The organism is Chitinophagales bacterium, from assembly GCA_041392475.1.
Taxonomy (GTDB): domain Bacteria; phylum Bacteroidota; class Bacteroidia; order Chitinophagales; family UBA2359; genus JAUHXA01.
On sequence record JAWKLZ010000001.1, the window covers coordinates 297,621 to 321,450 of the forward strand.

The following is a 23,830-nucleotide window of genomic DNA, read 5'->3' on the forward strand; positions in this document are numbered from 1 at the left end:
TAGTTATTCGTTAATAAAAATAAATTAGTTATTGATGAAATAGTCTTTTAATATCCATTGTGTGCCATCATGGTATTCAACATATACTTTGCCTACTCCTTCTGCAAAAATGCAGTTTTTGATGTTGAAAGGTACTGCTCCATGCTCTGACACTACTCCTTCAGTAGAAACAGTGATTGTGTTAGCGTACAATCTATTGCCCACAGATAAACTTTCATCTAAGGCAGTAATAATCGCTCCCCCCTGAAAAGGAACTTGCTGCCCCAAGCTATCAATCGGGTAAACCAACAAGTGATCATTAAGCGTTTGAGTTTTGCTGTGATTGAGTTCTCTATATATATATATATAGCCACCTTCTCCGTCTCCTGAGAAGAATATGCTCCAATGAATAATGGTATCATTTCTAGTGACACTCAAAGATTCAGAGTCATTAGATAAGTAGATATACACACTATCTCTAAGTCCTGTATTTTGTTCTTCATATATCCACCAACTGCCTTCGGGGAAAACGGTATATGTTTTTAGTTCTTCTAAAACAAGGAGGTCGGGCTCTAACTCTTTTTTACAAGAAGCAATGCTTACTAAAAATAAAGTACAAAAAAGGTAAAATGGGAATCTCATAGTATCAATCGGTTTAGATTTTCAAGATTAAGTGATTGTTTTTGGGCAAGTTAGGCTATTTTTCATGAAACTGCAAGTTTAATGTTATAAACGATTTTTTTTACAAATCAGTGACAATATATAACAAGGCTTTAATTGTCGTATTTTGAATAGAAACAAGTTTGTTTTCAGTCGGCAATATGGTAATCCACCAACTCCCATATTGTTCCATCGTGATAGTGAATATATACTTTACCAATACCTTTGGCGAAAATACAGGTTTTGATATTGAAAGGAACGGCTCCATTTTCTGATACTACTCCATCGGTAGAAGTTGATATAGTATTGAAATACTGTCTGCCTCCTACTGACAAAGTATCATCTAAGGCGGTAATAATATGCCCCCCTTGAGTAGGCACTTGCTGTGGCAAGCTATCAATGGGATGAATCAATAAGTGATTATTAAGTGTTTGTGTTTTGCTGTGATTGGTTTCTATATATATATATATATAGGATTTATCTTCATTTTTTCCGAGAAAAATGGATTGACTTGTAATAGAGTCACCTCTACTAACATTGACAAATTCACAGGATTCTACTTCGCCAAAGTCTCTTCCATAAAACCTACGACCATCCGAAAACTTACATTTACTAAAGTAAGTATAGGTACTGTCTTTTATCCCTGTGTGTTTTTCTTCGTATATCCACCAACTTCCCTCAGGAAAAACGGTGTAATCTTTGAATTCTTGGGGGATATGAACTGTTTCAGCGTTGTTTTTTTTGCAAGAAGAATAAAAATTTAGGATGAAAAGAATTGAAACAAAGAATAGTAAATTTTTCATAGTGAATAAGGGTTTAAGTTCAGTTTTGGAGGTTGAGGGAATAAAGTCTTGTTTTCAAGCAATTTAGCTTAATTATTTGGATGATGCAAGTTTAATGTTATAAACGATTTTTTCGTATTTTGAATAGAAACAAGTTTGTTTTCAGTCGGCAATATGGTAATCCACCAATTCCCAAATCGTTCCATCATAATATTGTATGCGAACCATACCTACGTTTTGAGCAAAAGTACAACTTCTGATTCTCCATGGTGGATTTCCATTTTCTGCAATTGCCCCGTCAAAAGATACACTGATGGTATTGAGGTAGGTTTGGTTTTGTATAGTTGTTTCTTCTTCAATAGCAGCGACAAAAGCTCCTCCTTGAAAAGGTACTTGTTGTCCAATACTATCTACTGGATGCACTAGTAAATTTATGGCAGAAGGGGTTTTACTTCCATTTTCTTCTCTATATATATATATATATAGACGCCATTTTCTAAAGTCTGAGTAAAAGGAAAAGTGGAACAATAAATGGTATCTTGTCTCCTAACTGTACGTTGTACGTTTTCCTCTCGTATAAAAGATCTTTTTCTGTCTGTATTTATTTCAGTAGTGTTTGAAAAAACAAAACTACTATCTCTTTCACCCGAAAAAACTTCTTCATGAACCCACCAAGTACCTTCATTGAATACAGTGTAGGCTTTGAATTCTTCGGGGAGATAGGCAGTTTCTCTGTCGTCATCATTGGGTTTGAAACAGGAAGAAAAACTTAGGATAAAAAGTATGGAAATAAAGAACAGTATATTTTTCATGGTAGATAGCGATTTTTTTGGTGTTGAGGAAATAAATGCTTGTTTTTCGGCAATTTAGCTTAATTATTTGGATGATGCAAGTTTAATGTTATAAACGATTTTTTCGTATTTTGAATAGAAACAAGTTTGTTTTCAGTCGGCAATGTGGTAATCCACCAACTCCCATATTGTTCCATCATAGTATTGTATGCGAATCATACCTACATTTTGAGCAAAAGTACAACTTCTGATTCTCCAAAGCGGATTCCCATTTTCTGCAATAGCTCCGTCAAAAGATACACTAATGGTATTGTGGTAATTTTGATTTTGAATAAAGGTTTCCTCTTCTATAGCAGTAATAATTGCTCCTCCTTGAATAGGAACTTGTTGATTTATACTATCTAGGATAAGGCAATAAACTCATTATTGGTGTGAATTTACTAAAGTTTTCTTCTCTATATATATATGTATATATATCATCTGAAAGTTTTTCTATTGCAAGTGTTTCTTGATAAATGGTATCTTGCCTTCTAACTGTCAACTGGTTAATTATTTCTTTCTTATAACTAGACCTATCATGATTTTCTATTCCTTTATTACTTGAAAAAACAAAGCAACTGTCTAGTGCATTAGAAACAATATCTTTATAAACCCACCAAGTACCTTCATTAAATATAGTGTAGGCTTTTAATTCTTCAGGAACGTAAGCAGTATCTTTTTTTCTGTACAGGAAGAAAAAGTAAGTATAATTAAAATAGGAATAAAGAACAGTAAATTTTTCATAGGGAATAGCGGTTTTGGTTCAGTTTTAGAGGTTGAGGGAATAAAGTCTTGTTTTTCGGCAATTTAGCTTAATTATTGGGATAATGCAAGTTTAATGTTATAAACGATTTTTTCGTATTTTTAATAGAAACAAGTTTGTTTTCAGTCGGCAATATGGTAATCCACCAACTCCCATATTGTTCCATCATAGTATTGTATGCGAATCATACCTACATTTTGAGCAAAAGTACAACTTCTGATTCTCCAAAGCGGATTCCCATTTTCTGCAATAGCTCCGTCAAAAGATACACTGATTGTATTGATATAAGATTGCTCTTTAATCACTGTTTCTTCTTCTATTGCAGTAATAAATGCTCCTCCTTGAAAAGGAACTTGTTTCCCAATGCTATCTATTGGATGCACTAGTAAATGCATTAAAGGAAGGTTATTGTCTATATATCTATATATATATATTCACCTTCTAATGATTGGTCAAAAGCAAAAGTGGAACAATATAGAGTCTGATAATTCCCAAAAGCTTCTAAAGTCTTAAAAATTGGTCACTTGTGGGAGGTTGAATACGAAAATGCTCAAAAGTTATGTCTTCAAGAAATTGACAAACCCCTGATAATGATTCAATTTTAATAGCTCTATTGATTTGGTAGAAAGTGGTAGGCTTTGGTAGATTATCTCTCAAATGAATAAAAAGAGCTAATGCAAGAAAGGGTAAAAAGACACAAGCGTAAGCTCCTGATTCTGTTCTTAATTGATATTTCCCCCATTGTAAGAGCTGCTTCATTGCCCTAAAAAGCTGCTCAATGAGGTAATGTTCCGTCCAAATTTTATATATTTCCGCTACTCTCTGTTTTCCAATAGCAAAAACATACCTCATTTTTCCCACTTGTTTTCGACCTAAGGCTATTACATGCCCAAATGTATCATGAATCCCCCTGTGTACCAATACTTTTTCCTTCAAGCCCCACCTCCCTACTGGTTCTTGCTCCCATTGTTGCTCTGTCATTAATTCAGCCAGATTATTGGCTAAGTCCATGTCATCAAAATCGGATTCTGTCATTTTCCAGTTACTTCTTGCTCCCAGCACTACTGAATTAAAACCCATTTCGATTAACTCTTCGGCAAAAGCCTCGGAAGCATAACCTGCATCCATACTAATAGGGAGTTTATCAATGGAAATACCTACTTGTTTCCAACTGTCTGCCAATTCTTTGAAAAGTTTTGAGGCTCTTTGAAGTCGAGTTTCGCAATCATGTTTACTTAATAACCAAAGTTGTACAGGCAAAACACGCTCATTTATTTTCAGAACAATGAGTATCACATTATACCCTTTGACGACTTTGCCGCATTGTCCACTCCACCACTTGCCTAAATACCGAAGTGTATTGCCCCATTTACGAAGTGTAGAATCATCTATACTTAATTGGGGCGCATATTTACTCCAAGTAGAAGGGGCTTTATCAGATAATTCAAGCAATTGATTTTCTGCTTCTTTAGTAAATACACTACGAAATAATTTTTTCCAATCTGATAGGCTTAATTCCCCTAAATTAGCATAGAGTTTATTTTTTTCAATACCTAAAACATCCGATACTTCTTTGATAGTGGACAAATCAAAATGTAAACCCATTATCAAAATCATTAATACCTCCATCGCTGATTTTTCTCGATGGCGTAATTCCTTCCCAAATTTGGCTTGGAAAAAAGTGATGGCCTTTGTATATTCACGCTTAAATGTCATGGTTGTGTATTGTTTGGTTTGTAAAAGAGATTCTCAAATTAAAACAATTGCACAACCTTTTTTTGTTGCAAATCAATTCATTTTTTTATAAACTTATTTCTGCAATATATTTGATAAATAAATGTTTTTATTTCATGGCATTTTCATGTAATATCTATACGCCTCATTCATTATGAATCCATTAGAGAGGTTAGGAATTATCAGGAGTATCCTCTCCTTACCATAAGTTGTTCGTTTGTTTCTCGTATAAATGACCAACTTCTATCAGTATTTATTTCTGTAATACTTGAAAAAACAAAACTACTATCTCTTTCCCCGAAAAGACTTCTTCATGAACCCACCAAGTACCTTCATTGAATACAGTGTAGGCTTTGAATTCTTCGGGGAGATAGGCAGTTTCTCTGTCATCTGGTTTGAAGCAAGAAGAAAAAGTGAGTATTATTAGGATAGGGAAAATGAGTAGTAAATTTTTCATAGGGAATAGCGGTTTTGGTTCAGTTTTAGAGGTTGAGGGAATAAAGTCTTGTTTTTCGGCAATTTAGCTTAATTATTTGGATAATGCAAGTTTAATGTTATAAACGATTTTTTCGTATTTTGAATAGAAACAAGTTTGTTTTCAGTCGGCAATGTGGTAATCCACCAACTCCCATATTGTTCCATCATAGTATTGTATGCGAATCATACCTACATTTTGAGCAAAAGTACAACTTCTGATTCTCCAAAGCGGATTCCCATTTTCTGCAATAGCTCCGTCAAAAGATACACTGATTGTATTGATATAAGATTGCTCTTTAATCACTGTTTCTTCTTCTATTGCAGTAATAAATGCTCCTCCTTGAAAAGGAACTTGTTTCCCAATGCTATCTATTGGATGCACTAGTAAATGCATTAAAGGAAGGTTATTGTCTATATATCTATATATATATATAGATTCACCTTCTAATGATTGGTCAAAAGCAAAAGTGGAACAATATAGAGTATCCTCTCTCCTTACCATAAGTTGTTCGTTTGTTTCTCGTATAAATGACCAACTTCTATCAGTATTTATTTCTGTAATACTTGAAAAAACAAAACTACTATCTCTTTCCCCCGAAAAAACTTCTTCATGAACCCACCAAGTACCTTCATTGAATACAGTGTAGGCTTTGAATTCTTCGGGGAGATAGGCAGTTTCTCTGTCATCTGGTTTGAAGCAAGAAGAAAAAGTGAGTATTATTAGGATAGGGAAAATGAGTAGTAAATTTTTCATAGGGAATAGCGGTTTTGGTTCAGTTTTAGAGGTTGAGGGAATAAAGTGTTGTTTTTCGGCAATATAGCTTAATTATTTAGATAATGCAAGTTTAATGTTATAAACGATTTTTTCGTATTTTGAATAGAAACAAGTTTGTTTTCAGTCGGCAATGTGGTAATCCACCAATTCCCATATTGTGCCATCAATATTCTTAAGAACGAATAAAGAAAATTTGCTTCTAAGTGGTGTTTTCAAAATTTACAAGCATTGTATAATTTTTGTATCTTGCCTCAACAAATTTTATTTCTACATTTCTGAGCCTCTATATTCAAGTATCTAAGCACAACTTCTAACAACAAACTATGAGCAATACTACCAAATCTTCCAAAGAAACAATGCCCAATGGAATTCCCTATATCATTGGGAATGAGTTTGCAGAGCGATTCAGTTTTTATGGAATGAAAGCGATTTTGGTCGTTTTTATGACCCAATATTTGATGAATAGTAGTGGCGAACTAGATTTGATGACAGAAAGTCAAGCGAAAAAATGGTACCATCTTTTTGTGATGTTGACCTACTTTCTACCAATATTTGGTGCATTACTTTCGGACGTATTTTTGGGGAAATACCGCACTATTATAGGTTTGTCGGTGGTATATTGTTTGGGGCATTTGGCATTGGCATTGGACGATACGAGGTTGGGATTGAGCATTGGTTTGACGCTGATAGCAATAGGTTCGGGAGGTATAAAGCCCTGTGTGTCGGCACACGTTGGAGATCAATTTAGTTCCGAAAACAAAGGCTTGTTAGATATTGTATTCAAGTATTTTTACTTGGCCATCAATGTCGGCTCGGTCTTATCTATGTTGTTAATTCCCGTATTATTGGAAAAATATGGCCCTCATGTAGCTTTTGGACTGCCAGGGTTGTTGATGTTAATTGCGACCATACTTTTTTGGATGGGGCGAAAGGTGTTTGTTTCTGTCAAACCTGTTGGATTGAAGGCATATATGGAAGTCGTATTGAGTGATCAAGGCAAAAAAGCCATTTTATCATTGATTCCGATTTACCTATTTGTAGCCTTTTTCTTTTCTGTTTTCGACCAAACAGGCTCTGCCTTGGTTTTTCAGGCGCAACACATGGATAAAGGAGTTAACTTTTTTGGATTCCAATTTGAATTGTTGGCTTCACAAGTTCAAGCTGCCAATCCATTTTTTGTGATTGTATTGATTCCCATTTTTGCATTTTACATTTATCCTTTCTTCAATAAAACATTCTTCCATCTCAAAGGATTGCATAAAATTACTTTAGGTATGTTACTGTGTGCCATTTCTTTTGCCATCTGTGCGTGGTTGGAAATACAAATTCAAGCAGGAGGAAAGCCTACTATTCTCATACAGGTATTTGCTTACCTCATATTGACAGCTGCCGAAATTTTGGTGTCTATTACCGCTCTTGAAATGGCTTATACACAAGCTCCAAATGCCATGAAGTCATTTATTATGAGTTTCTATTTGTTGGCAATTGCTTTTGGGAATTTCATTACTGCAATGGTCAATGGCTTCAATGAGCAAGCAGATGGAAGTCTTTATTTGGAAGGTGCTGATTATTATTGGTTTTTTGTTTGGATTACTTTAGGTGCAACCATCGTTTTGGGCATCATGTCGAAGTACTACCGAGAATTGGAGTATGTGCAGACAGAGGATATGATTGAGTAAAAACGGAAGGATTGTATGTATTAGACTTTGGACGAAAGAAGTAGGAAGTAAGATGCAAGATATAAAGAGTTGATAATCAAAATCTTAACCCATTGACATGATTGGGTGCAAATAATTGGTTATTAATCAATTAAGCTCTTACTTCTTGCATCTTTGCTCCTTCGTCCAAAGTCTAATGTATGCAGTAAATGAAAATGAAAATGAAAATGAAAATGAAAAAACACACAGTTATTTGAGGAATTTTAGCTGTTAAGATAAATATGGCTGACTACTTAGAATTGTGGAATGAGGGGATAGTGAATTGGTTTTTCAGTTGTTTGAAAATCAAAATATAATAAATTAATTCGGTTTCAATTAGGCTTTAAAAAATTAGATTTCCTCCAATAATTTCATAGCCTCATCATAATGATAGGTGTTGTCACCATTCGCCACAATTTCTTTTAGATAGTTGATAGTATTTTGCGTCTCATTAAGTTGAAGGTAGGAGAGGGCTAAATACCAATTTGCATGGGCTTTCCATTCACTATTTGCTTGACTTTCTAAGACTTGCTTCAATTGGTCAATTGCAGCTTTGGGTTCTTTTTCGACCAAATAACTGATGCCAATATAAAAATGGTCAATATAGGCCTGGCTATTGTCATCGGTATTTTTTGAGAGGTCTTCTAAAATGTGAACAGCACTGTGGTAATTGCCTTGCTTGTAAGCGGCTACACCTTTTTCCCAATTGGAAATAGCAGATTCATTGTTGTTGAAATCCCGTTCAATATTATTGATTGGGTATGGGCTAAAGTTATTATTGAAGGTTTGTTTGGCATTGAAGTGAATCGGCAAAAGCATGTACACAAAAGGAGCCATGACAAGAATGGTGAAAAAAACGATGATAAATACCAATGAATACGCTTTGGAGGTTTCAACTATTGGATGGTGGTAATTTCTAAATTGCTTGAAATCCTCTAATTTATGGTAAGTATTGGTCGTTTTGGTATTCTGTTGTATGTTATCTTTTTGTAGCGTACTAGGTTGAAGAATATCAACAGGCAATACTATTTTGTCAAGTTCTGCATCTGTAAGTATTCCTCCTCTTTCCAACGTTTCGTGCATCAGGCGAACCTCTTCCTCAGTAAGTTTACCATCGAGATATTGGTCCAATAATTTATCAATTTGTTCTTGTTTCCAGCCCATTACAAAGGGTATTTACCACCTTAAATAATTAAAAAATCCAAATTTAACATACAAACACAAAATAGTAGTCACTTGTTGCGACAAATTCGCAATTATCGCTCAGAAAAATACGCAAACCTAATGTGAATTGCAAGAATTAAGCCAGTGTTTTTTCTAAACTTGAAGGTAGGACTTTGCTAAAAAGGTTTATTTTTGCAGCGGTTTTCAAAATCAATCACAATATATCTGGATTCAAAATCATCTGCAATGCTTTACCAATACATTGTAGAGCAGGTATTTATTGAGTATTATTAAATAGAGTGTAGATTCATCACATTATGGCAAAGCATATTTTTGTAACAGGAGGCGTTACGTCTTCACTAGGTAAAGGTATTATTGCATCTTCATTGGGTAAGTTGCTGCAAGCCAGAGGTTTTCGTGTTACTATCCAAAAGTTTGACCCTTACTTGAACGTAGATCCAGGCACACTCAATCCTTATGAACATGGTGAATGTTTTGTGACGGATGACGGAGCGGAAACGGATTTAGATTTGGGGCATTACGAGCGTTTTTTGAACGTGCCAACATCGCAGGCCAACAATGTAACAACAGGCAGAATTTACCAAACTGTTATCGAAAACGAGCGAAAAGGAAAATACCTCGGCAAAACGGTGCAGGTGATTCCCCATGTTACAGATGAAATCAAACGGCGTATCAAACTTCTAGGACTTACGGGGGAATATGACATTATCATCACCGAACTGGGTGGTACAGTGGGAGATATAGAGTCACTACCTTATGTCGAAACCCTACGGCAATTGAAATGGGAAGAAGGGCAATTTAATTGTATAGTGGTGCACCTCACCTTACTACCTTACCTCAATGCTGCAAAAGAACTGAAGACCAAGCCAACACAACATTCTGTGCGTGAACTTTCGAGAAATGGCGTACAACCAGATATTATTGTCTGTCGTACAGAACACCATGTCACACCTGATATACGTCAAAAAATAGCTCGGTTTTGCAATGTAGAAAGCAATGCTGTCATTGAAGCCATTGATGCGGATACGATTTATGATGTACCAATGATTTTGTTGCGGGAAAAATTAGATCGAATTATTTTGGACAAATTGCGGCTGCCTTCTCACAAGCAACCGTCATTGCTGCAATGGAAAAGTTTTTTGGGCAGACTCAAAAACCCAACTAGTGAAGTCAACATAGGTTTGATTGGAAAATATGTTGAATTGCAGGATGCTTACAAGTCTATTCAAGAGTCATTTGTTCATGCTGGTGTGTCGAATGAATGTCAAGTAAATGTAATCAGCATTCACTCCGAAAATATCAATAGCCTCAATGTGGCAGACAAACTCAAGGACTTAGATGGTGTTTTGGTGGCACCAGGATTTGGTTCTAGAGGCATTGAAGGAAAAGTATTGGCTATTCAATATGTTCGGGAACAAAATATTCCATTTTTGGGTATTTGCTTAGGAATGCAGTGTGCGGTGATAGAATTTGCACGCAATGTATTGGAATTGAAAGGTGCAGATTCTACAGAAATGAACCCCAACACTGAACATCCTGTGATTAGTCTTATGGAAGAACAGAAAAATCTAACCCATCTTGGTGGAACAATGCGATTGGGAGCTTATAAGTGTGACTTGAGAAAAAAATCGAATGCACATAAGGCATATAAAACTTTGAAAGTATCGGAAAGACACCGTCATCGTTATGAATTCAATAATATATATCAATCAGATTTTGAGGTAGCAGGCATGGAATTGGTGGGTGTAAACCCTGATACCAACTTGGTAGAAGTCGTGGAACTAAAAAAACATCCATGGTTTGTTGGAGTTCAGTTTCATCCCGAACTAAAAAGCACCGTATCCAAAGCACACCCTTTGTTTGTGGATTTTGTAAAAGCAGCTCTTGAATATAGATTGGCAAAAAATTGAAGTTCAAGGTCATTTTCGTAACTTTGCAGCCCAATTTTACTGCAATTTTGTAGTTGATTGATTTTCAGTTTGTAAATAAAAAATAATTTGCATTAAGCAACGATAATATGCAACAAAATCAAGATAGAAGTACTTTTGTAGGTTTGATATTGATAGCTATTCTCTTTATTATATACAGCACTTTTTTGGAGCGTTCCAAACCCGCTGTAAGTGAATATCTTCCAAACGACTCTACCTCAGTTGAAAATAGTATTGCAGATGTTGACAGTACTGCAATCACAAATGAATTAGCAACCAATGATTCAAGCACGGATTCTATTGCAAAACCTCCAATGCCCAAAGGCCCTTTTTTGCAGTCAAGTGTAGAGGAAGAGTTTCATGTAATTGAAAATGAGGAGTTCAAGCTGACCTTTTCTAATAAGGGTGGACGAATTTACAGAGCAGAATTGAAAAAATATTCTACTTTTGATTCGCTACCATTGGTATTGATAGATGGTGTGAACAATGAATTTTCCTATAGTTTTGGATTGGGAACACAGAGCATCAGCACACAAAAATTCATTTTTGATATTGCGGCTGCCAATGATACCTCAATTGTGTATCGGCTTTATTCGGATTCTACTAAGACACAATACATTGAACAAAATTATAGTTTGAGTAATACCGAATACATGGTAGATTACGACTACAAAATGGTCGGCTTCGACAGTCAACTGGCGAATGGTAAATCTTTGGTATTGATGTGGCGAAATGAAATGTTTCAACAAGAAAAAGATTTCAAAACGGAGCAGAACAATACTACTATTTACTACAAAGAAAACCAAGAAGATCCAGACTACTGTACCTGTACAGAAGATGTGAAAAAAGACCTTTCGGCAAAGGTGGATTGGATTAGCTTCAAACAACAATTCTTCAATACTTCCCTTATTGCAGACAATAGCTTTTATAGAGCAGACTTGGATATTCACACTCCTCGTGATGCAGAATTAGTTGAAGATAAGACGGTAGTAGAAGTGGCACAAGTTGAATTGGGATTTGAATATACTAAAAAAGCGGAATTCAGTTTCCCAATGAAGTTCTACATTGGTCCCAACGAATACAGCCGACTGAACAAATTGGACAATGATCTTGAAGCCTTAGTACCTTTAGGATGGGGAATTTTTAGATGGGTAAATAAGTTGATTATTATCCCAATGTTCAATTTTTTGCACAATTTCATCGGCAATTATGGAATCATTATTTTGGTGCTAACTGTGGTTATCAAATTGGTCTTGTTCCCACTTACCTATCGTTCCTACAAATCATTCGCCAAAATGAATGTTTTGAAGCCAGAAATAGAGGCTATCAAAGAAAAACACAAAGACCCTCAAAAAATTCAGCAAGAAACAATGAAATTGTATGGCAAAACTGGAGTAAATCCACTTGGTGGTTGTTTGCCACAAATGCTGCAATTTCCGATATTGATAGCCATGTATCGTTTTTTCCCATCCTCTATCGAACTTAGACAAGAACCATTCCTATGGGCAGACGACCTCTCATCTTACGATTCTATTCTGAATCTTCCATTTAATATACCTTTTTATGGGGATCATGTAAGTTTGTTTTGTTTGCTTTCTGCCATTAGTAGTTTACTTTATATGCGATTGAACAGCCAAATGACTCCTTCGGCAGGTGGTGCTGGTGCTGCTCAAATGAAAATGATGCAATACATGATGCCATTCATGTTGTTGTTTTTCTTCAATAGTTTCTCAGCAGGGTTGACCTATTATTTCTTCTTGTCAAATATCATCAGTTTTGGTCAACAATATGCCATTAAAAACTATTTTATTGACGAAGAAGCCATTCACAAACAACTGCAATCCAATAAGAAGAAACCACCAAAGAAGTCAAAATTTCAGGAAAGACTTCAAAAAATGATGGAAGAACAAGAAGCACAAAAAAGAGGCTTGAAAGGAGGAAACAAAGATGCAGACCCAAATGCAGAAACTAAAAGAATCAGTGGCACAAATCGAACGAAGCCCAAAAAACGCAAAAAATAAAGAAATCTTTTTGCAATTTTGAGGTAAAGTAGCTGGAAAAGTAAGCCAGCGTACTTTTATTACAATGTTCATTGTGTTTACAAAACTTTGAAAACTTATCTTCCGTTAGGATTATGGACTGTCAAAACTGCGACCCTTTGAAGTTTCAATAAGAATTATTGTTAAAATTTGTAAAGGCTTTTTTGTAGTTTTGTGTTTGGCGAGTGGCGTTTAACAAACATTTACATAAATAAGAATTATTCGTATTTATTTAAAAAAATAACCATCTCTCCAAAATAAACTTAGTATTTAATTGGTCAATTCATTAACAAATAAAAATTCTAAAGATTATGTTTAGAGCTTTACTTTTAACCTTACTAGTAGGCAGTTGCTTGTCTGTAAATGCACAGACTCAAGCACCTTCAACTACTACTAAGGCAGACATTTATTCTGTGCTTACAACTCCATTTCCTGCAAAATACAAAGTGACAACTGGAAATGAGTTGAATTCTACTACTACAAGACCTGCTTCTGGTGACTATGTTCCTCAGAAAAGCGGTGTAGGAACAATTATCGGTACGACTACTTACGATCTTCAAACAAACTATGGTATGTGTAGAAGGATTGTAGTGTCTGGTGATAATGTATATGCAGCTTGGACAGGAAGCGAAACAGGTGATGTTGCTGCTCCTGATCGTGGTACTTTTCTAAATATGTCCAATGACGGTGGTGACACATGGATGTCTTTGGAAGCAGCAAACATTAGACGTGAGAGTCAACGTGTTGGTTGGCCTAACTTGGGTGTAGTAGAATCAGGTGCCAATCAGGGACGTCTGTTTTCTATTACTCATAGTGGTGCTGATGGATTAAACTTTGCTTATTTAGATGCAGGTAGTACAGAGTGGCAAGATGCTATCATTCCAGGAGATGCGGATGCTGTATGGCCTCGTGCTGCTGTTGATGGTGAGAACATTCACGTAATCACTTCACGTAATGGTACATTTGGGTGCGGTGCTGATGGAGGATTGGCTTATTTCCGTTCACAAGATGGTGGAGATACATGGGAAGGTCCTATTTGTGTTGCAGATGCTACTTCTGGATTAGGATTGGGTGAAATCGACGATGATGCTTCTTTGAGAGCAGATAGTTATTTCATTGATGCAAAAGACGGAGTAGTTGCATTCGCTTATGGTAACTTTGGTGAAGACCTAGTTGTTTTCAAATCAACTAATGGTGGTGATACTTGGGCTGCTATTATTGCTCAATCAGTAGATGTTGATCCTGAAGGTGATGGAAGTACAATCTTAGAATCTGCTGTAACATCTGGTGGTGGTATCAGCTTGTTGATTGATGGTGGTGAAGTAAACCTTTGGTATGAGCGTATTTTTAATGCAGATGCGAATAGTAGCTATATTGTAAACAGTACTTGTATCATGCACTGGAAAGAAAGCTTTGGTACAAATGGTTCTAAAGTGATTGGTCCTACAGTATTGCAGGATTACGATGGCGATATGATTGCGACCGTTGATACTCAAAATGAAGAATTCCAAATTTATGGCAATACATTGCTTGGACAAACAAGTGCAGGTATAGATGCAAATGGAACTTACTATGTAGCTTATTCTTCTGTTAGAGATGGTGCTTTTGAAAATGCTGCAAGAGAATACAGAGATATTTACGTTATTTCTTCTAATGATGGTGGTGCAACTTGGATGGGACCTTTTCGTATTTCGGATAGCGCAACAACTGAAGATGTATATCCATCTATTCAAAGAGATGTAAAAGATGTTTTGCACCTCGTTTGGCAGTCTGACGCTTTAACTGGTACTGCTGTTCAGGAAGATCAAGCAGAATTTACTACCAATGAAATCACTTATTTAAAGATTCCTGTTGGTGATGTAATGGGCATGGCTCCACGCAACAACACTACTCCAATCATTTTCCCTTATTTAGGTGGATTCTTACCAAATCCATTGGAAGGCTGTGAAGGCGTGATTGAGCGATTTGATACACACGTATTGGATTTTCCTGATGGTGACTTGACAGATGATATTGTGATTAGCAATACTTTTGATATCAATGTAGCAGGTAGCGAAGGTTACTGGATTTTGACAGTAACAGACAGCGATGGCAATACGATTGAAGATATTCCATTGGATGCCAATGGCGACCCAATTCTTCAACAAGTATTGGCAGATAGTGGTCCTCCTACCATTTTCTTAGAACCCTTGTTGGAAATCAATGGAGGTTTGTATTCATTAGGATTTTTTGAAGAAATCGATGTAGTAGCAGGTTCTGAATATGTTGATTCAGGTGCTATTAGTCAAGATGATGGTGATTTCTTTGGCTGTCCTTCTTCGGTTACAGTAGATAACCCTGTTGATACTGCAAACCCAACTCCTGTAGATCAACCTTTCCAAGTAGTTTATACAGCAACTGATCACCTCGGTAAATCGGCTTCTCTTACTCGATTGGTAAATGTAATCGGTATTGATGCTGAAGCTCCATTTATCCAACTTTTGACAGCAAGAGCAGACTCTATACAAGAAGATGGTGCAGTTTATGAGATTGAAGTAGAAGTAGGTGGTGTTTGGCAAGAACCTGGTTTTATTGCATTGGACAACGTTGACTTAGTGATGACAGATGATGTAGTAATTGGAGGAGATACAGTAGATTTAGAAAATGTGGGTACTTACATTGTTACTTACACTGCTACTGACAATGCTGGTAATTCTGCAAGTGTTACTCGTCAAGTAGTTGTACGTGACGGTACTGCACCAACAGTTGGTTTGATTGGACCTGTTCCCGTAGTCGTTCCTTGTAATGGCAACTACTTTGAGTTTGGTGCAAATGCCTTCGACGCAGTAGATGGTACTTTGCAAGTAGAAGTAGGCGGAGATTGTGTATGTACTACAACTGCAGGTAGCTATATCGTAACTTATACAGCTACAGATGCAAGTGGCAATACTACAACTGAGTCTCGCTTGGTTATCGTTCAAGGTAACTGTGCTGAAGATTGTTCTACTAATCCTGCAAGCCCATGTTTTGTAGATGCTATCAATGACAACTATGAGCTTTACCAAGCCATTACCATGCGTCCAAATCCAACAAATGGTCTTTTAACCATTGACATTGAAGGAGTGAATGTATCTGGTGCAAATGTGGAAGTGTTCAACCTTGTAGGTGAATTGATTCACACAGAAACCATGCAGTCTTCTACTTTGAGCATTGATTTAGCAAGCCAAGCTGCTGGCATGTATGTAGTGAAAGTAAATACTGCTGAAGGTGCCATTGCTAAAAAGATAGTGCTTGAAAAATAATCATTGAAGTGATGATTTACACTATAATTTGACTTCAAAATATTGATAATCAGTTATTGGTATTTGATTTCAAATGCTTTATCAAAAGCCACTTGTCTATTCAGGCAAGTGGCTTTTTGTATATATGCTCTGTGGAAATATTCTTCAAATGGTTTATAGGAAACAAATAAGACAGTTACTGACGATTTTTCTGCTTATATTTATTGAAAATTTGTTATTATTATGCAACGATTTTTTGACCTTTTACCTACTAATGAATAGAACAAAGTTACTTTAACATCAATTTTTACTCAATTAAAACTTTAACCGATTATGGTACGAACATTACTGTGTACTTTTTTAATGCTCTTTTTTGTGTATTCACAAGCACAAGAAGCCTATCAACCCATTCGCCCTTATTCTGTAAATTCTCTGGTTCAAGACTATGATTGTCAAGATATAAGTGGGGTTGAGGAGGCAAGTGCTTCAATGAACAAACCGATTACAAGTAAACCTGTTTTCAAAAAAAATGCAGGGGTATCTATTGGAACGACTACTTATGACCTTCAAACCAATGTGGGCGTATGTCGTCGTGTCATGGTAGAGGACAACAACGTGTATGCTATGTGGACTATGAGTCATACCTTTGATTTGGCAGCACCCGACCGTGGTACAGGCTTCAATGAATCAAACGATGGCGGTGAAACATGGCGTATGGCACCAACCACAAGATTGGAGGAAGAACGAAATGGCTGGCCGAACATAGGCAAAACTGCCAATGGTCGCTTGTTTTCACTCGCACACTTTGCTTCAAGCACCAATGCAGTTAATGGACTAGCTTTTACTTATCGACAAGAAGGTTCTACGGAGTGGATTTCAACTGCCATTCCTGTAGATTTGGATGCAACTTGGGCGAGAGCCGCAGCAGATGGTAATACGATTCATGTCATTGCTTGTCGATTTGAAGGTGAATTTGAAGGGATTACCGCAGGCGTATCTTACATTCGTTCTACTGATGCAGGAGATACTTGGGAAGAACCTATCTTACTTCCTCGAATGGACGAAATAGTTCCTGCAAATGGTTGGTCCGCAGATACTTATTTTGTAGATGCAAAAAATGGAACAGTAGCAGTCGTATTGGGTAAATATGGTTCTGATCTGATTTTTTATAAGTCAGTAGATGGTGGCGATACTTGGAATGATCCTGTGATTGTCACCAATTCACCTGCTCCAAATGTAGATACAGTCAATGCAACCGATACAGATGAGCCTCTTTTTGAGCCTACTGCACTGGCAGGTGGTCAAATTAGTGTAATCATTGACAATGATGGTGAAACCCATATCTGGTACGATAGAATTTTCAACACTTTGTGTAATGGACAGCCTGGTGTTTGTTACTTACCCAACAGCACTGCCTTGATGTATTGGAAAGAATCTTATGGAGTAGGCAATGCAAAGATTTTGGGTAAAACAGTAAGAATGGATTATACAGGTGATTGCGAAACGGTGATTGACTTCAATGCCGTTGAATCTCAAAGTTATAGCACTAGTTTGGTAGGTCATGCAAGTGCAGGTATTGATGCAGAAGGAAATTTGTACTTGGCATTTTCTTCCATGCGTGATGGTGCGTTTGAGCCAGACCGTCCTGATAGAATGTTCCGAGATGTTTATCTCATCAAATCTATGGACAAAGGTGAAACTTGGGAAGGTCCTTACAATGTATCGGATGACCCAACAAGCGAAGATGTGTATCCTTCTATCGCAAGAACCGTAGATGGAAATGTTCACCTTGTTTACCAAAAAGACCAGTTTACTGGCGTAGCTGTAAATAATGCAAATGGTGGTACAAACGGACAAGATACCTTCGTTGAAAACGATATGCAATATGTGAAAATACCAGTTGGAGATATCGTTACACCTATGGATTTGAACAATACTTGTCCTTTGGCATTCACCTATGTAAACGGATTTTTACCCAACCCATTGGAGCAATGCCCTGCAACTATTGACCGTTTTGATACACACGTATTCGATTTTCCTGACGGAGATTTGACCGATCAAATTGTGATATCCCATACATTCGACATCAATGTAGCGGGTAGTGAGGGTTATTGGATATTAACAGTGACAGACAGTGACGGGAATACCATTGAAGACATCCCATTGGACGGAAATGGAGATCCAATTCTTCAAACTGTATTAGAAGATACAGATCCTCCTGCTCTATTCGTTCAGCCATTGGTCGAAATTGGAGGAAGTTTGTGGACTATTGGTGAATTCTTGGAAATCGATGTAGTAGTAGGTAGCGAATATATTGATGCAGGTGCAATAGCACAGGATGAAGGAGACGTATTTGGTTGTCCAGCGTCAGTTACTGTTGACAATCCTGTAACTACTGCGAGTCCAACACCTGCTGAACAACCCTTTGAAGTTATTTACACTGCTACAGACCATACAGGCAAAGAATCCACTGCAAGTCGATTTGTGAATGTGATTGGAGCAGATTTTGAAGCACCGATTATTCAATTGTTATTGAGTGGTGATCCTAACGATACCGCCGAAAGTGGTTCTACTTTCACCGTAGATGTCCAAATTGGAGCTGTTTGGGAAGAACCTGGTTTCTATGCATTTGACAATGTAGATTTAGACCTTACCAACAATGTAGTGATTGGTGGAGAGACAGTAGATTTGGAGAAAGTGGGAGAATACACCATCACCTACAATGTGATTGATAAAGGCGGCAACATTGGTGCTGCAACTCGTATTGTTTCTGTACAAGACCGTACAGGCCCTACCGTAGGTATCATTGGCCCTGTGCCAGTGGTAGTTCCTTGTAATGGTAATTACTTTGAATTTGGAGCCAATGCTTTTGATGAAGTAGATGGAAGTATTCAAATAGAAATAGGAGGTGATTGTGTATGCCCTACAATGGCAGGTAGTTATATTGTAACTTATAGTGCAACTGATGCAAGCGGCAACACAACTACTGAATCTCGATTGGTCATTGTTCAAGGAGCTTGTGATACAGCTTGTCCTACTGATGATCCTGAGAGTCCTTGTTTTGGCGTAGGAATCAACGACAATTACGAATTGTACCAATCAGTCAATCTCTATCCTAACCCAACAAGTCGTATCTTAAACATTGAAGTAGAAGGCATCAATGGTGCGAATATTCAAATATTCAACTTGGTAGGTGAATTGGTTCATACAGAAACCATGCAGGCTTCTAATTTGAGCATTGATATGGCAGATCAAGCAGCGGGTATGTATATTGTAAAGGTAAACACCAATGAAGGAAGTATTGCGAAGAAAATAGTATTGGAGAAATAGACTTTAGACAAAAAATCAAATATATAAGACCTTAACTAATTGGTTGTCAATTGATTTATTTGTCATTATAGGTAAGCCATCGTTAGCAATAACGATGGCTTATTTTTTTATCAAGATTTGGACTAATGAGACTTTAGATGAAATATTGAAGACGTAAGACGTAAGACTTTAAATTAGCTAAACCTTCAAAATAATTCGGACAAGTTTTGTGTTTGAATCCCGATTAATATAAGAGGCAAGTTTTGTAGTTTGAATTTGAGTTTTCACTTAGGATTTGGACAAAAGATTTAAGTGAAATGGTGTTTTCGATGCAATTTGGTTATAATCAAATGTTTAATCCTTGTGCCTTACATCTTAATTTTACTCACTCTCCAAAATCTCCTTAAATTGCCCTGCAATCGTAGTGCTCAAAACTCCGACTATACCTGCAACCGAGGCCCAAATACCATTTTGTACCTTTTCAACTTCAAAGTTGCCCGTCACTAAATAATAAATCACAAAAGGAAGCACAGCAGTCGTCAATCCCACTAAAACGGAGGCGGTTACTCGGCGAACATTTTGGATGATGATGGAAATAAAATAAAAACCCAACAGAAATACAAAAGGCAATAACAGCAGACCAATCGCAAACTGTTTGTACCAGACAAGTGCAATATTTGTCCCCAAAACAATGTCCATAAAAAAAGTAATTCCCAACATACACAACAAAAAGAAGGTATTGAGGATGGTATAAAGCAAAATATGACGGGCTTGATAGTTGCGGATTTCGGAGAAATAAGCCCTGTCAATTGTAATATTTTTGGGAATCAATACTTTTCCTGCAAATTTGTTGAGCCTCTCCCCAAAGCGATCAATGATACTTTGAGAAAAGTATTGCAAATTAGCCGTCAATAAAGGAACTTCCGAAATTTGATAAGAATGAAGCATATACCACACCAAAGAAAGAAGAATGTTGAGTGCAACAATCACCTGAATTGCAAAAAGTAAGGAATGTGCATTGGCAAGAAAAGTGGCAATCAAACACACGCTGATTAACTGAAAAAACTTGATAAAAGGACTGATGAGTAGCGACATATTCTGAAACTTCAAAGGCAAGACCCTCAGCGCAATATTGTCTGTTTTACGAGCCTCTTCAAAACTCACCTTACCGCTACTCACAGGCAAAACCTGATTTTCCCAAACCCGTTCCCAACTTTCCTCCAACTCCTCTGGACTGACGTTTGCATTTTTGTAAATTTCGTAGTAACGATCTCGAAAAAGGGCTTTTGTCAAATCATTGTCCACCTCACAAAATTCTTCTGCAATAGCTTGATCCTCTGCTTTCATACTAAACTTTGTTAGTTTTGAAGTATTTAGCAAGGTAAAAAAAGTCGCTTTATCCAAACCACCCAACAGTCCAAAAACTGCTCTGCCGAAAAACCATTGATAAGTTCTCGGTATGATATGACTTGTCACCAAATTGCCGTAGATATAAGTGAAGCCTGCCAAAATTACGAATAGCAAGATATTGGACATTGCGTTTTGAGTGAAGTAGCGGAAATGTGCTGTTAGCGCAAAAATACTCACCAAAACCCACACCGCATCGCCAATAATCATAGACCACGGACGCAAAAACAGCAGATCCACCATACGAGAAAGCCAATCAACAATTCGTCGACTCACAGGAATATCGGAGTAAATACCTAAGTTTTGTTCTTGATCCATATCTGTCTAATAGGGTTTAGCGTTAAAATTGATTTTTTGGGCGAATCAGATATACCAAGGTGTCTCAATCAAGTAGGCACAATAACCATGCTATTATTTTAAATCCAGAATATGCCCCATGAGTGATTTCTTTGTTCTAAGGTAAGCCAAATTCTCTTTTTTAGGAGGCATTTCAAGTGGCAATCTACTGACCACATTGATGAAACTATTGTCGAAAGCCTCTACTTTTTGCGGATTATTAGTCATGAGATGAATCTCCTTCACTCCCAAATCCGTCAACATTTCAATGGCCACCCCGTATGTCCGTTCATCTGGCTCAAATCCAAGATGGATGTTTGCATCAACTGTATTAATTCCTTTATCTTGAAGATTATAAGCCTTCATCTTATTGATAATGCCAATGCCCCTTCCTTCCTGACGAAGATACAATACTACACCTCCTTTCTCAGCCGTCACTTCCAATGCTCTTTCCAATTGCTCCCCACAATCGCACCGCAACGAACCAAAAATATCACCCGTCATGCACTCCGAATGAATCCGAACCACCACAGGTTTTGTCAAATCTGTATTTTCGCTTACCATAGCAATGTGAGGCTTAGCTGATTCTGGCGAATTGGCATAAGCAATCATCTGAAAAAGCCCCCATTTAGTAGGCAAAACACTTTCTGCTTGTCTCAACATATTTTTTGATTTTCTTCTATAACAGCAAAGTTACTGAAATAGTTATTGCAAAAACATGCCAAGCGCATCAAAAGCTTTTTGCTCAATAAGGAACGCTTCAAAAATAACTTCATCAATTTTATTTGATAATAAACTGATATTGAAGTATTTTTTTCATTTTCATTTATTCATAGCCCATTGTCCACTTCAACCAATTTTGTTCGGTTTCATTTAGATAAGGCGACAAACCATTCCACACCTTTTGATGATAAGTTTCCAACCACGCCATTTCATCTGATGTCAATAAGCGGTTGTCTATCAAATCCACTGCAATAGGAAAAAGTGTTAGTGCTTCAAATTGCAGAAAATTTTGAAATACAGAGTTAGTCGTTAACACCACATTTTCTGTACGGATGCCGTAGTTCCCCTCTTTATAGAAAGCAGGTTCAATCGTTGTGACCATACCCACTTCAAAAGCTATACTTAAATCTGCCGTAGCGCCTGAACCAAAACTCTGTGGCCCTTCATGCACATTCAAGCAAAAACCCACGCCATGACCAGTGCCATGCAAATAGTTCAAGCCATATTGCCACAAAGCCGTTTTCGCCAGTGCCTCCAATTGATAACCATTCGTACCGATTGGAAAAACTACTTTTGAAAGTTGGATAAAGCCCTTCAAAACCAATGTGAAATCCCGTTTTTCCTCAGCAGTTGGTACACCCAAACAAACTGTTCGGGTAATATCCGTAGTGCCACCTAAATATTGTCCGCCGCTATCCAACAAATACAAACCACTATTTTGCAGCATTTTATTCGAAGTACTGCTGGGATTGTAATGCGGACTTGCGCCACTTGACCGATAAGCCGAAATCGCCCCAAAACTATCCCCAATAAATTCCACTTGTTCGGCTCTAAACTCGTGCAAACGTTCCGCAGCAGTCCATTCATTTGCCTCTTTTCCTTCCTTCAATTGGGCATCTAACCAAACATAAAATTTCACCAAAGCCACCCCGTCTTTCACCATCACCTTGCGCCAATTTTCGATTTCCGTTTTGTTTTTGATTGCTTTCAAATAAGTCGTATGATTGGCCAATGTGCGAATGGTACAACTTGAAGGAATGGCGTTTTGCAGATAAGCATTGGTTTTTTGAGCATCAAATAGTACGGTACTTTTTGCAGGAAGAGCAGCCAATTGAAGGTAAATATGATTGTAAGGCTGCAATTCAATACCTTCATCTTGAAGTTGTTCTGCAATTGTATCAGTCACTTTTTGTTCGTCAATAAACAAAACTGCTTTTTCTGTCGACACCAAGGCAAAGGCATACACTACAGGATTGAAGGCTACATCGTTACCCCGAATATTGAAGAGCCAAGCAATATCATCCAAACTGCTCAACAGTTGAAAATCTGCTTTTTGCTCATCCAAAAATGCCCGCATTTCCTTCAATTTATCTGTACTCGACTTGCCACAATATTGCAGTTCATGGAGAAAAATGGGATGCAAGGGTAGGGGAGGGCGGTCTTGCCAAATCTCAGCCGATAAGTCACCCACTTCCTTCAATATTGTCTTTTTAGATTCAAAAACCTCCTGCATTTGTTGCAATTGTGCCACTGAAAACAAACGCCCATCATAACCAATTACTGCACCGATTGGTAAATGTTTTTTCAGCCAATACAAATGTTCAGGTGTATGTGCTTTCTGCAATTTCATCAGACCAATGCCCGAACCCTGCAATTGTGTTTCTGCTTGGGTAAAATAACGGGAATCTGTCCACAAATAGGCATCCTCCAATGTGATGACCAAAGTGCCTGCCGAACCTGTGAAGCCTGACAACCACTCTCTTATTTTCCAGTGATTGGCTATGTATTCGCTTTGATGTGGATCAGTTGAAGGAATGATATAAGCATTGATGCCCTCTTGTTGGAGTTGTTGGCGGATTTTTTGAAGTTTGTTGTTCATATATGATTTTTTATCTAAAAATATTGGGTGACTGCCAATTGGATTTTTTGAAGGAACATATTCATTA

The 23,830-nt window shown here is 37.2% G+C and carries 17 protein-coding genes; 5 read left to right on the top strand and 12 right to left on the bottom strand.

Annotated elements, in window-relative coordinates:
- Nucleotides 1–24: 24 nt before the first annotated feature.
- The 8 genes from R3E32_01045 to R3E32_01080 all read right to left on the bottom strand — a co-directional run bounded on the left by R3E32_01045 (nt 25) and on the right by R3E32_01080 (nt 5,979).
- Entirely contained in the window at nt 25–621 is a 597-nt protein-coding gene (locus tag R3E32_01045) for a hypothetical protein (protein ID MEZ4883290.1), read from the bottom strand.
- A 167-nt stretch (nt 622–788) separates the two neighbouring features.
- The gene (locus R3E32_01050; GenBank protein MEZ4883291.1) at nt 789–1,442 is read right to left on the bottom strand and encodes a hypothetical protein; all 654 of its coding nucleotides are present in this window, start codon (nt 1,440–1,442) and stop codon (nt 789–791) included.
- A gap of 141 nt (nt 1,443–1,583) precedes the next feature.
- Nucleotides 1,584–1,844 carry a hypothetical protein gene (locus R3E32_01055; protein MEZ4883292.1) on the bottom strand — a complete coding sequence of 87 codons (261 nt, stop codon included), beginning with the start codon at nt 1,842–1,844 and terminating at the stop codon, nt 1,584–1,586.
- Nucleotides 1,845–1,852: 8 nt separating this feature from the next.
- On the bottom strand, nt 1,853–2,233 hold the full coding sequence (locus R3E32_01060; GenBank protein MEZ4883293.1) for a hypothetical protein: 381 nt from the start codon (nt 2,231–2,233) through the stop codon (nt 1,853–1,855).
- 903 nt (nt 2,234–3,136) lie between these two features.
- Nucleotides 3,137–3,409: a hypothetical protein gene (locus R3E32_01065; GenBank protein MEZ4883294.1), complete on the bottom strand. Its 273-nt coding sequence runs from the start codon at nt 3,407–3,409 to the stop codon at nt 3,137–3,139.
- Between the two features lie 106 nt (nt 3,410–3,515).
- Nucleotides 3,516–4,619 (bottom strand): transposase, encoded by a 1,104-nt coding sequence (locus tag R3E32_01070; protein ID MEZ4883295.1) that lies wholly within the window; start codon nt 4,617–4,619, stop codon nt 3,516–3,518.
- Between the two features lie 382 nt (nt 4,620–5,001).
- Nucleotides 5,002–5,205, bottom strand: a complete 204-nt coding sequence (locus tag R3E32_01075) for a hypothetical protein (GenBank protein MEZ4883296.1) — start codon at nt 5,203–5,205, stop codon at nt 5,002–5,004.
- A 141-nt stretch (nt 5,206–5,346) separates the two neighbouring features.
- Complete coding sequence (locus R3E32_01080) at nt 5,347–5,979, bottom strand: hypothetical protein (GenBank protein MEZ4883297.1); 633 nt, start codon at nt 5,977–5,979, stop codon at nt 5,347–5,349.
- A 344-nt stretch (nt 5,980–6,323) separates the two neighbouring features.
- Here R3E32_01080 and R3E32_01085 point away from each other — a divergent pair, with 344 nt between their 5' ends.
- On the top strand, nt 6,324–7,679 hold the full coding sequence (locus tag R3E32_01085) for a POT family MFS transporter (GenBank protein ID MEZ4883298.1): 1,356 nt from the start codon (nt 6,324–6,326) through the stop codon (nt 7,677–7,679).
- Between the two features lie 369 nt (nt 7,680–8,048).
- Here the strand turns inward: R3E32_01085 and R3E32_01090 are convergent, their stop codons facing one another.
- Nucleotides 8,049–8,861, bottom strand: coding sequence for a hypothetical protein (locus R3E32_01090; GenBank protein ID MEZ4883299.1), 813 nt, complete (start codon nt 8,859–8,861; stop codon nt 8,049–8,051).
- A 317-nt stretch (nt 8,862–9,178) separates the two neighbouring features.
- Between R3E32_01090 and R3E32_01095 the strand changes: the two genes are divergently transcribed.
- The 4 genes from R3E32_01095 (at nt 9,179) to R3E32_01110 (ending at nt 19,439) form a co-directional block, all read left to right on the top strand.
- A complete protein-coding gene (locus tag R3E32_01095; GenBank protein ID MEZ4883300.1) occupies nt 9,179–10,792 on the top strand; it encodes a CTP synthase in 1,614 nt (537 codons plus the stop codon).
- Nucleotides 10,793–10,899: 107 nt separating this feature from the next.
- Nucleotides 10,900–12,831: a membrane protein insertase YidC gene (gene yidC / locus R3E32_01100; protein ID MEZ4883301.1), complete on the top strand. Its 1,932-nt coding sequence runs from the start codon at nt 10,900–10,902 to the stop codon at nt 12,829–12,831.
- A gap of 329 nt (nt 12,832–13,160) precedes the next feature.
- Nucleotides 13,161–16,130: a DUF5011 domain-containing protein gene (locus tag R3E32_01105; GenBank protein ID MEZ4883302.1), complete on the top strand. Its 2,970-nt coding sequence runs from the start codon at nt 13,161–13,163 to the stop codon at nt 16,128–16,130.
- A 312-nt stretch (nt 16,131–16,442) separates the two neighbouring features.
- On the top strand, nt 16,443–19,439 hold the full coding sequence (locus R3E32_01110) for a DUF5011 domain-containing protein (protein ID MEZ4883303.1): 2,997 nt from the start codon (nt 16,443–16,445) through the stop codon (nt 19,437–19,439).
- A 360-nt stretch (nt 19,440–19,799) separates the two neighbouring features.
- Here the strand turns inward: R3E32_01110 and R3E32_01115 are convergent, their stop codons facing one another.
- The 3 genes from R3E32_01115 to R3E32_01125 all read right to left on the bottom strand — a co-directional run bounded on the left by R3E32_01115 (nt 19,800) and on the right by R3E32_01125 (nt 23,763).
- Nucleotides 19,800–21,143: a hypothetical protein gene (locus tag R3E32_01115; protein ID MEZ4883304.1), complete on the bottom strand. Its 1,344-nt coding sequence runs from the start codon at nt 21,141–21,143 to the stop codon at nt 19,800–19,802.
- A gap of 93 nt (nt 21,144–21,236) precedes the next feature.
- Entirely contained in the window at nt 21,237–21,824 is a 588-nt protein-coding gene (gene ribA, locus R3E32_01120; protein MEZ4883305.1) for a GTP cyclohydrolase II, read from the bottom strand.
- A gap of 163 nt (nt 21,825–21,987) precedes the next feature.
- Nucleotides 21,988–23,763, bottom strand: coding sequence for an aminopeptidase P family protein (locus R3E32_01125; protein MEZ4883306.1), 1,776 nt, complete (start codon nt 23,761–23,763; stop codon nt 21,988–21,990).
- Nucleotides 23,764–23,830 lie beyond the last annotated feature (67 nt).

What these genes read in the sequence shown, in the direction of transcription:
- ribA (MEZ4883305.1), bottom strand. Translation starts at nt 21,824, where the DNA reads ATGTTGAGACAAGCAGAAAGTGTTTTGCCTACTAAATGGGGGCTTTTT.
- R3E32_01065 (MEZ4883294.1), bottom strand. Translation starts at nt 3,409, where the DNA reads ATGCATTTACTAGTGCATCCAATAGATAGCATTGGGAAACAAGTTCCT.
- R3E32_01070 (MEZ4883295.1), bottom strand. Translation starts at nt 4,619, where the DNA reads ATGGGTTTACATTTTGATTTGTCCACTATCAAAGAAGTATCGGATGTT.
- R3E32_01110 (MEZ4883303.1), top strand. Translation starts at nt 16,443, where the DNA reads ATGGTACGAACATTACTGTGTACTTTTTTAATGCTCTTTTTTGTGTAT.
- R3E32_01090 (MEZ4883299.1), bottom strand. Translation starts at nt 8,861, where the DNA reads ATGGGCTGGAAACAAGAACAAATTGATAAATTATTGGACCAATATCTC.
- R3E32_01125 (MEZ4883306.1), bottom strand. Translation starts at nt 23,763, where the DNA reads ATGAACAACAAACTTCAAAAAATCCGCCAACAACTCCAACAAGAGGGC.
- R3E32_01115 (MEZ4883304.1), bottom strand. Translation starts at nt 21,143, where the DNA reads ATGGATCAAGAACAAAACTTAGGTATTTACTCCGATATTCCTGTGAGT.
- R3E32_01045 (MEZ4883290.1), bottom strand. Translation starts at nt 621, where the DNA reads ATGAGATTCCCATTTTACCTTTTTTGTACTTTATTTTTAGTAAGCATT.
- R3E32_01105 (MEZ4883302.1), top strand. Translation starts at nt 13,161, where the DNA reads ATGTTTAGAGCTTTACTTTTAACCTTACTAGTAGGCAGTTGCTTGTCT.
- R3E32_01095 (MEZ4883300.1), top strand. Translation starts at nt 9,179, where the DNA reads ATGGCAAAGCATATTTTTGTAACAGGAGGCGTTACGTCTTCACTAGGT.
- R3E32_01080 (MEZ4883297.1), bottom strand. Translation starts at nt 5,979, where the DNA reads ATGAAAAATTTACTACTCATTTTCCCTATCCTAATAATACTCACTTTT.
- R3E32_01085 (MEZ4883298.1), top strand. Translation starts at nt 6,324, where the DNA reads ATGAGCAATACTACCAAATCTTCCAAAGAAACAATGCCCAATGGAATT.
- R3E32_01050 (MEZ4883291.1), bottom strand. Translation starts at nt 1,442, where the DNA reads ATGAAAAATTTACTATTCTTTGTTTCAATTCTTTTCATCCTAAATTTT.
- R3E32_01060 (MEZ4883293.1), bottom strand. Translation starts at nt 2,233, where the DNA reads ATGAAAAATATACTGTTCTTTATTTCCATACTTTTTATCCTAAGTTTT.
- yidC (MEZ4883301.1), top strand. Translation starts at nt 10,900, where the DNA reads ATGCAACAAAATCAAGATAGAAGTACTTTTGTAGGTTTGATATTGATA.
- R3E32_01075 (MEZ4883296.1), bottom strand. Translation starts at nt 5,205, where the DNA reads ATGAAAAATTTACTACTCATTTTCCCTATCCTAATAATACTCACTTTT.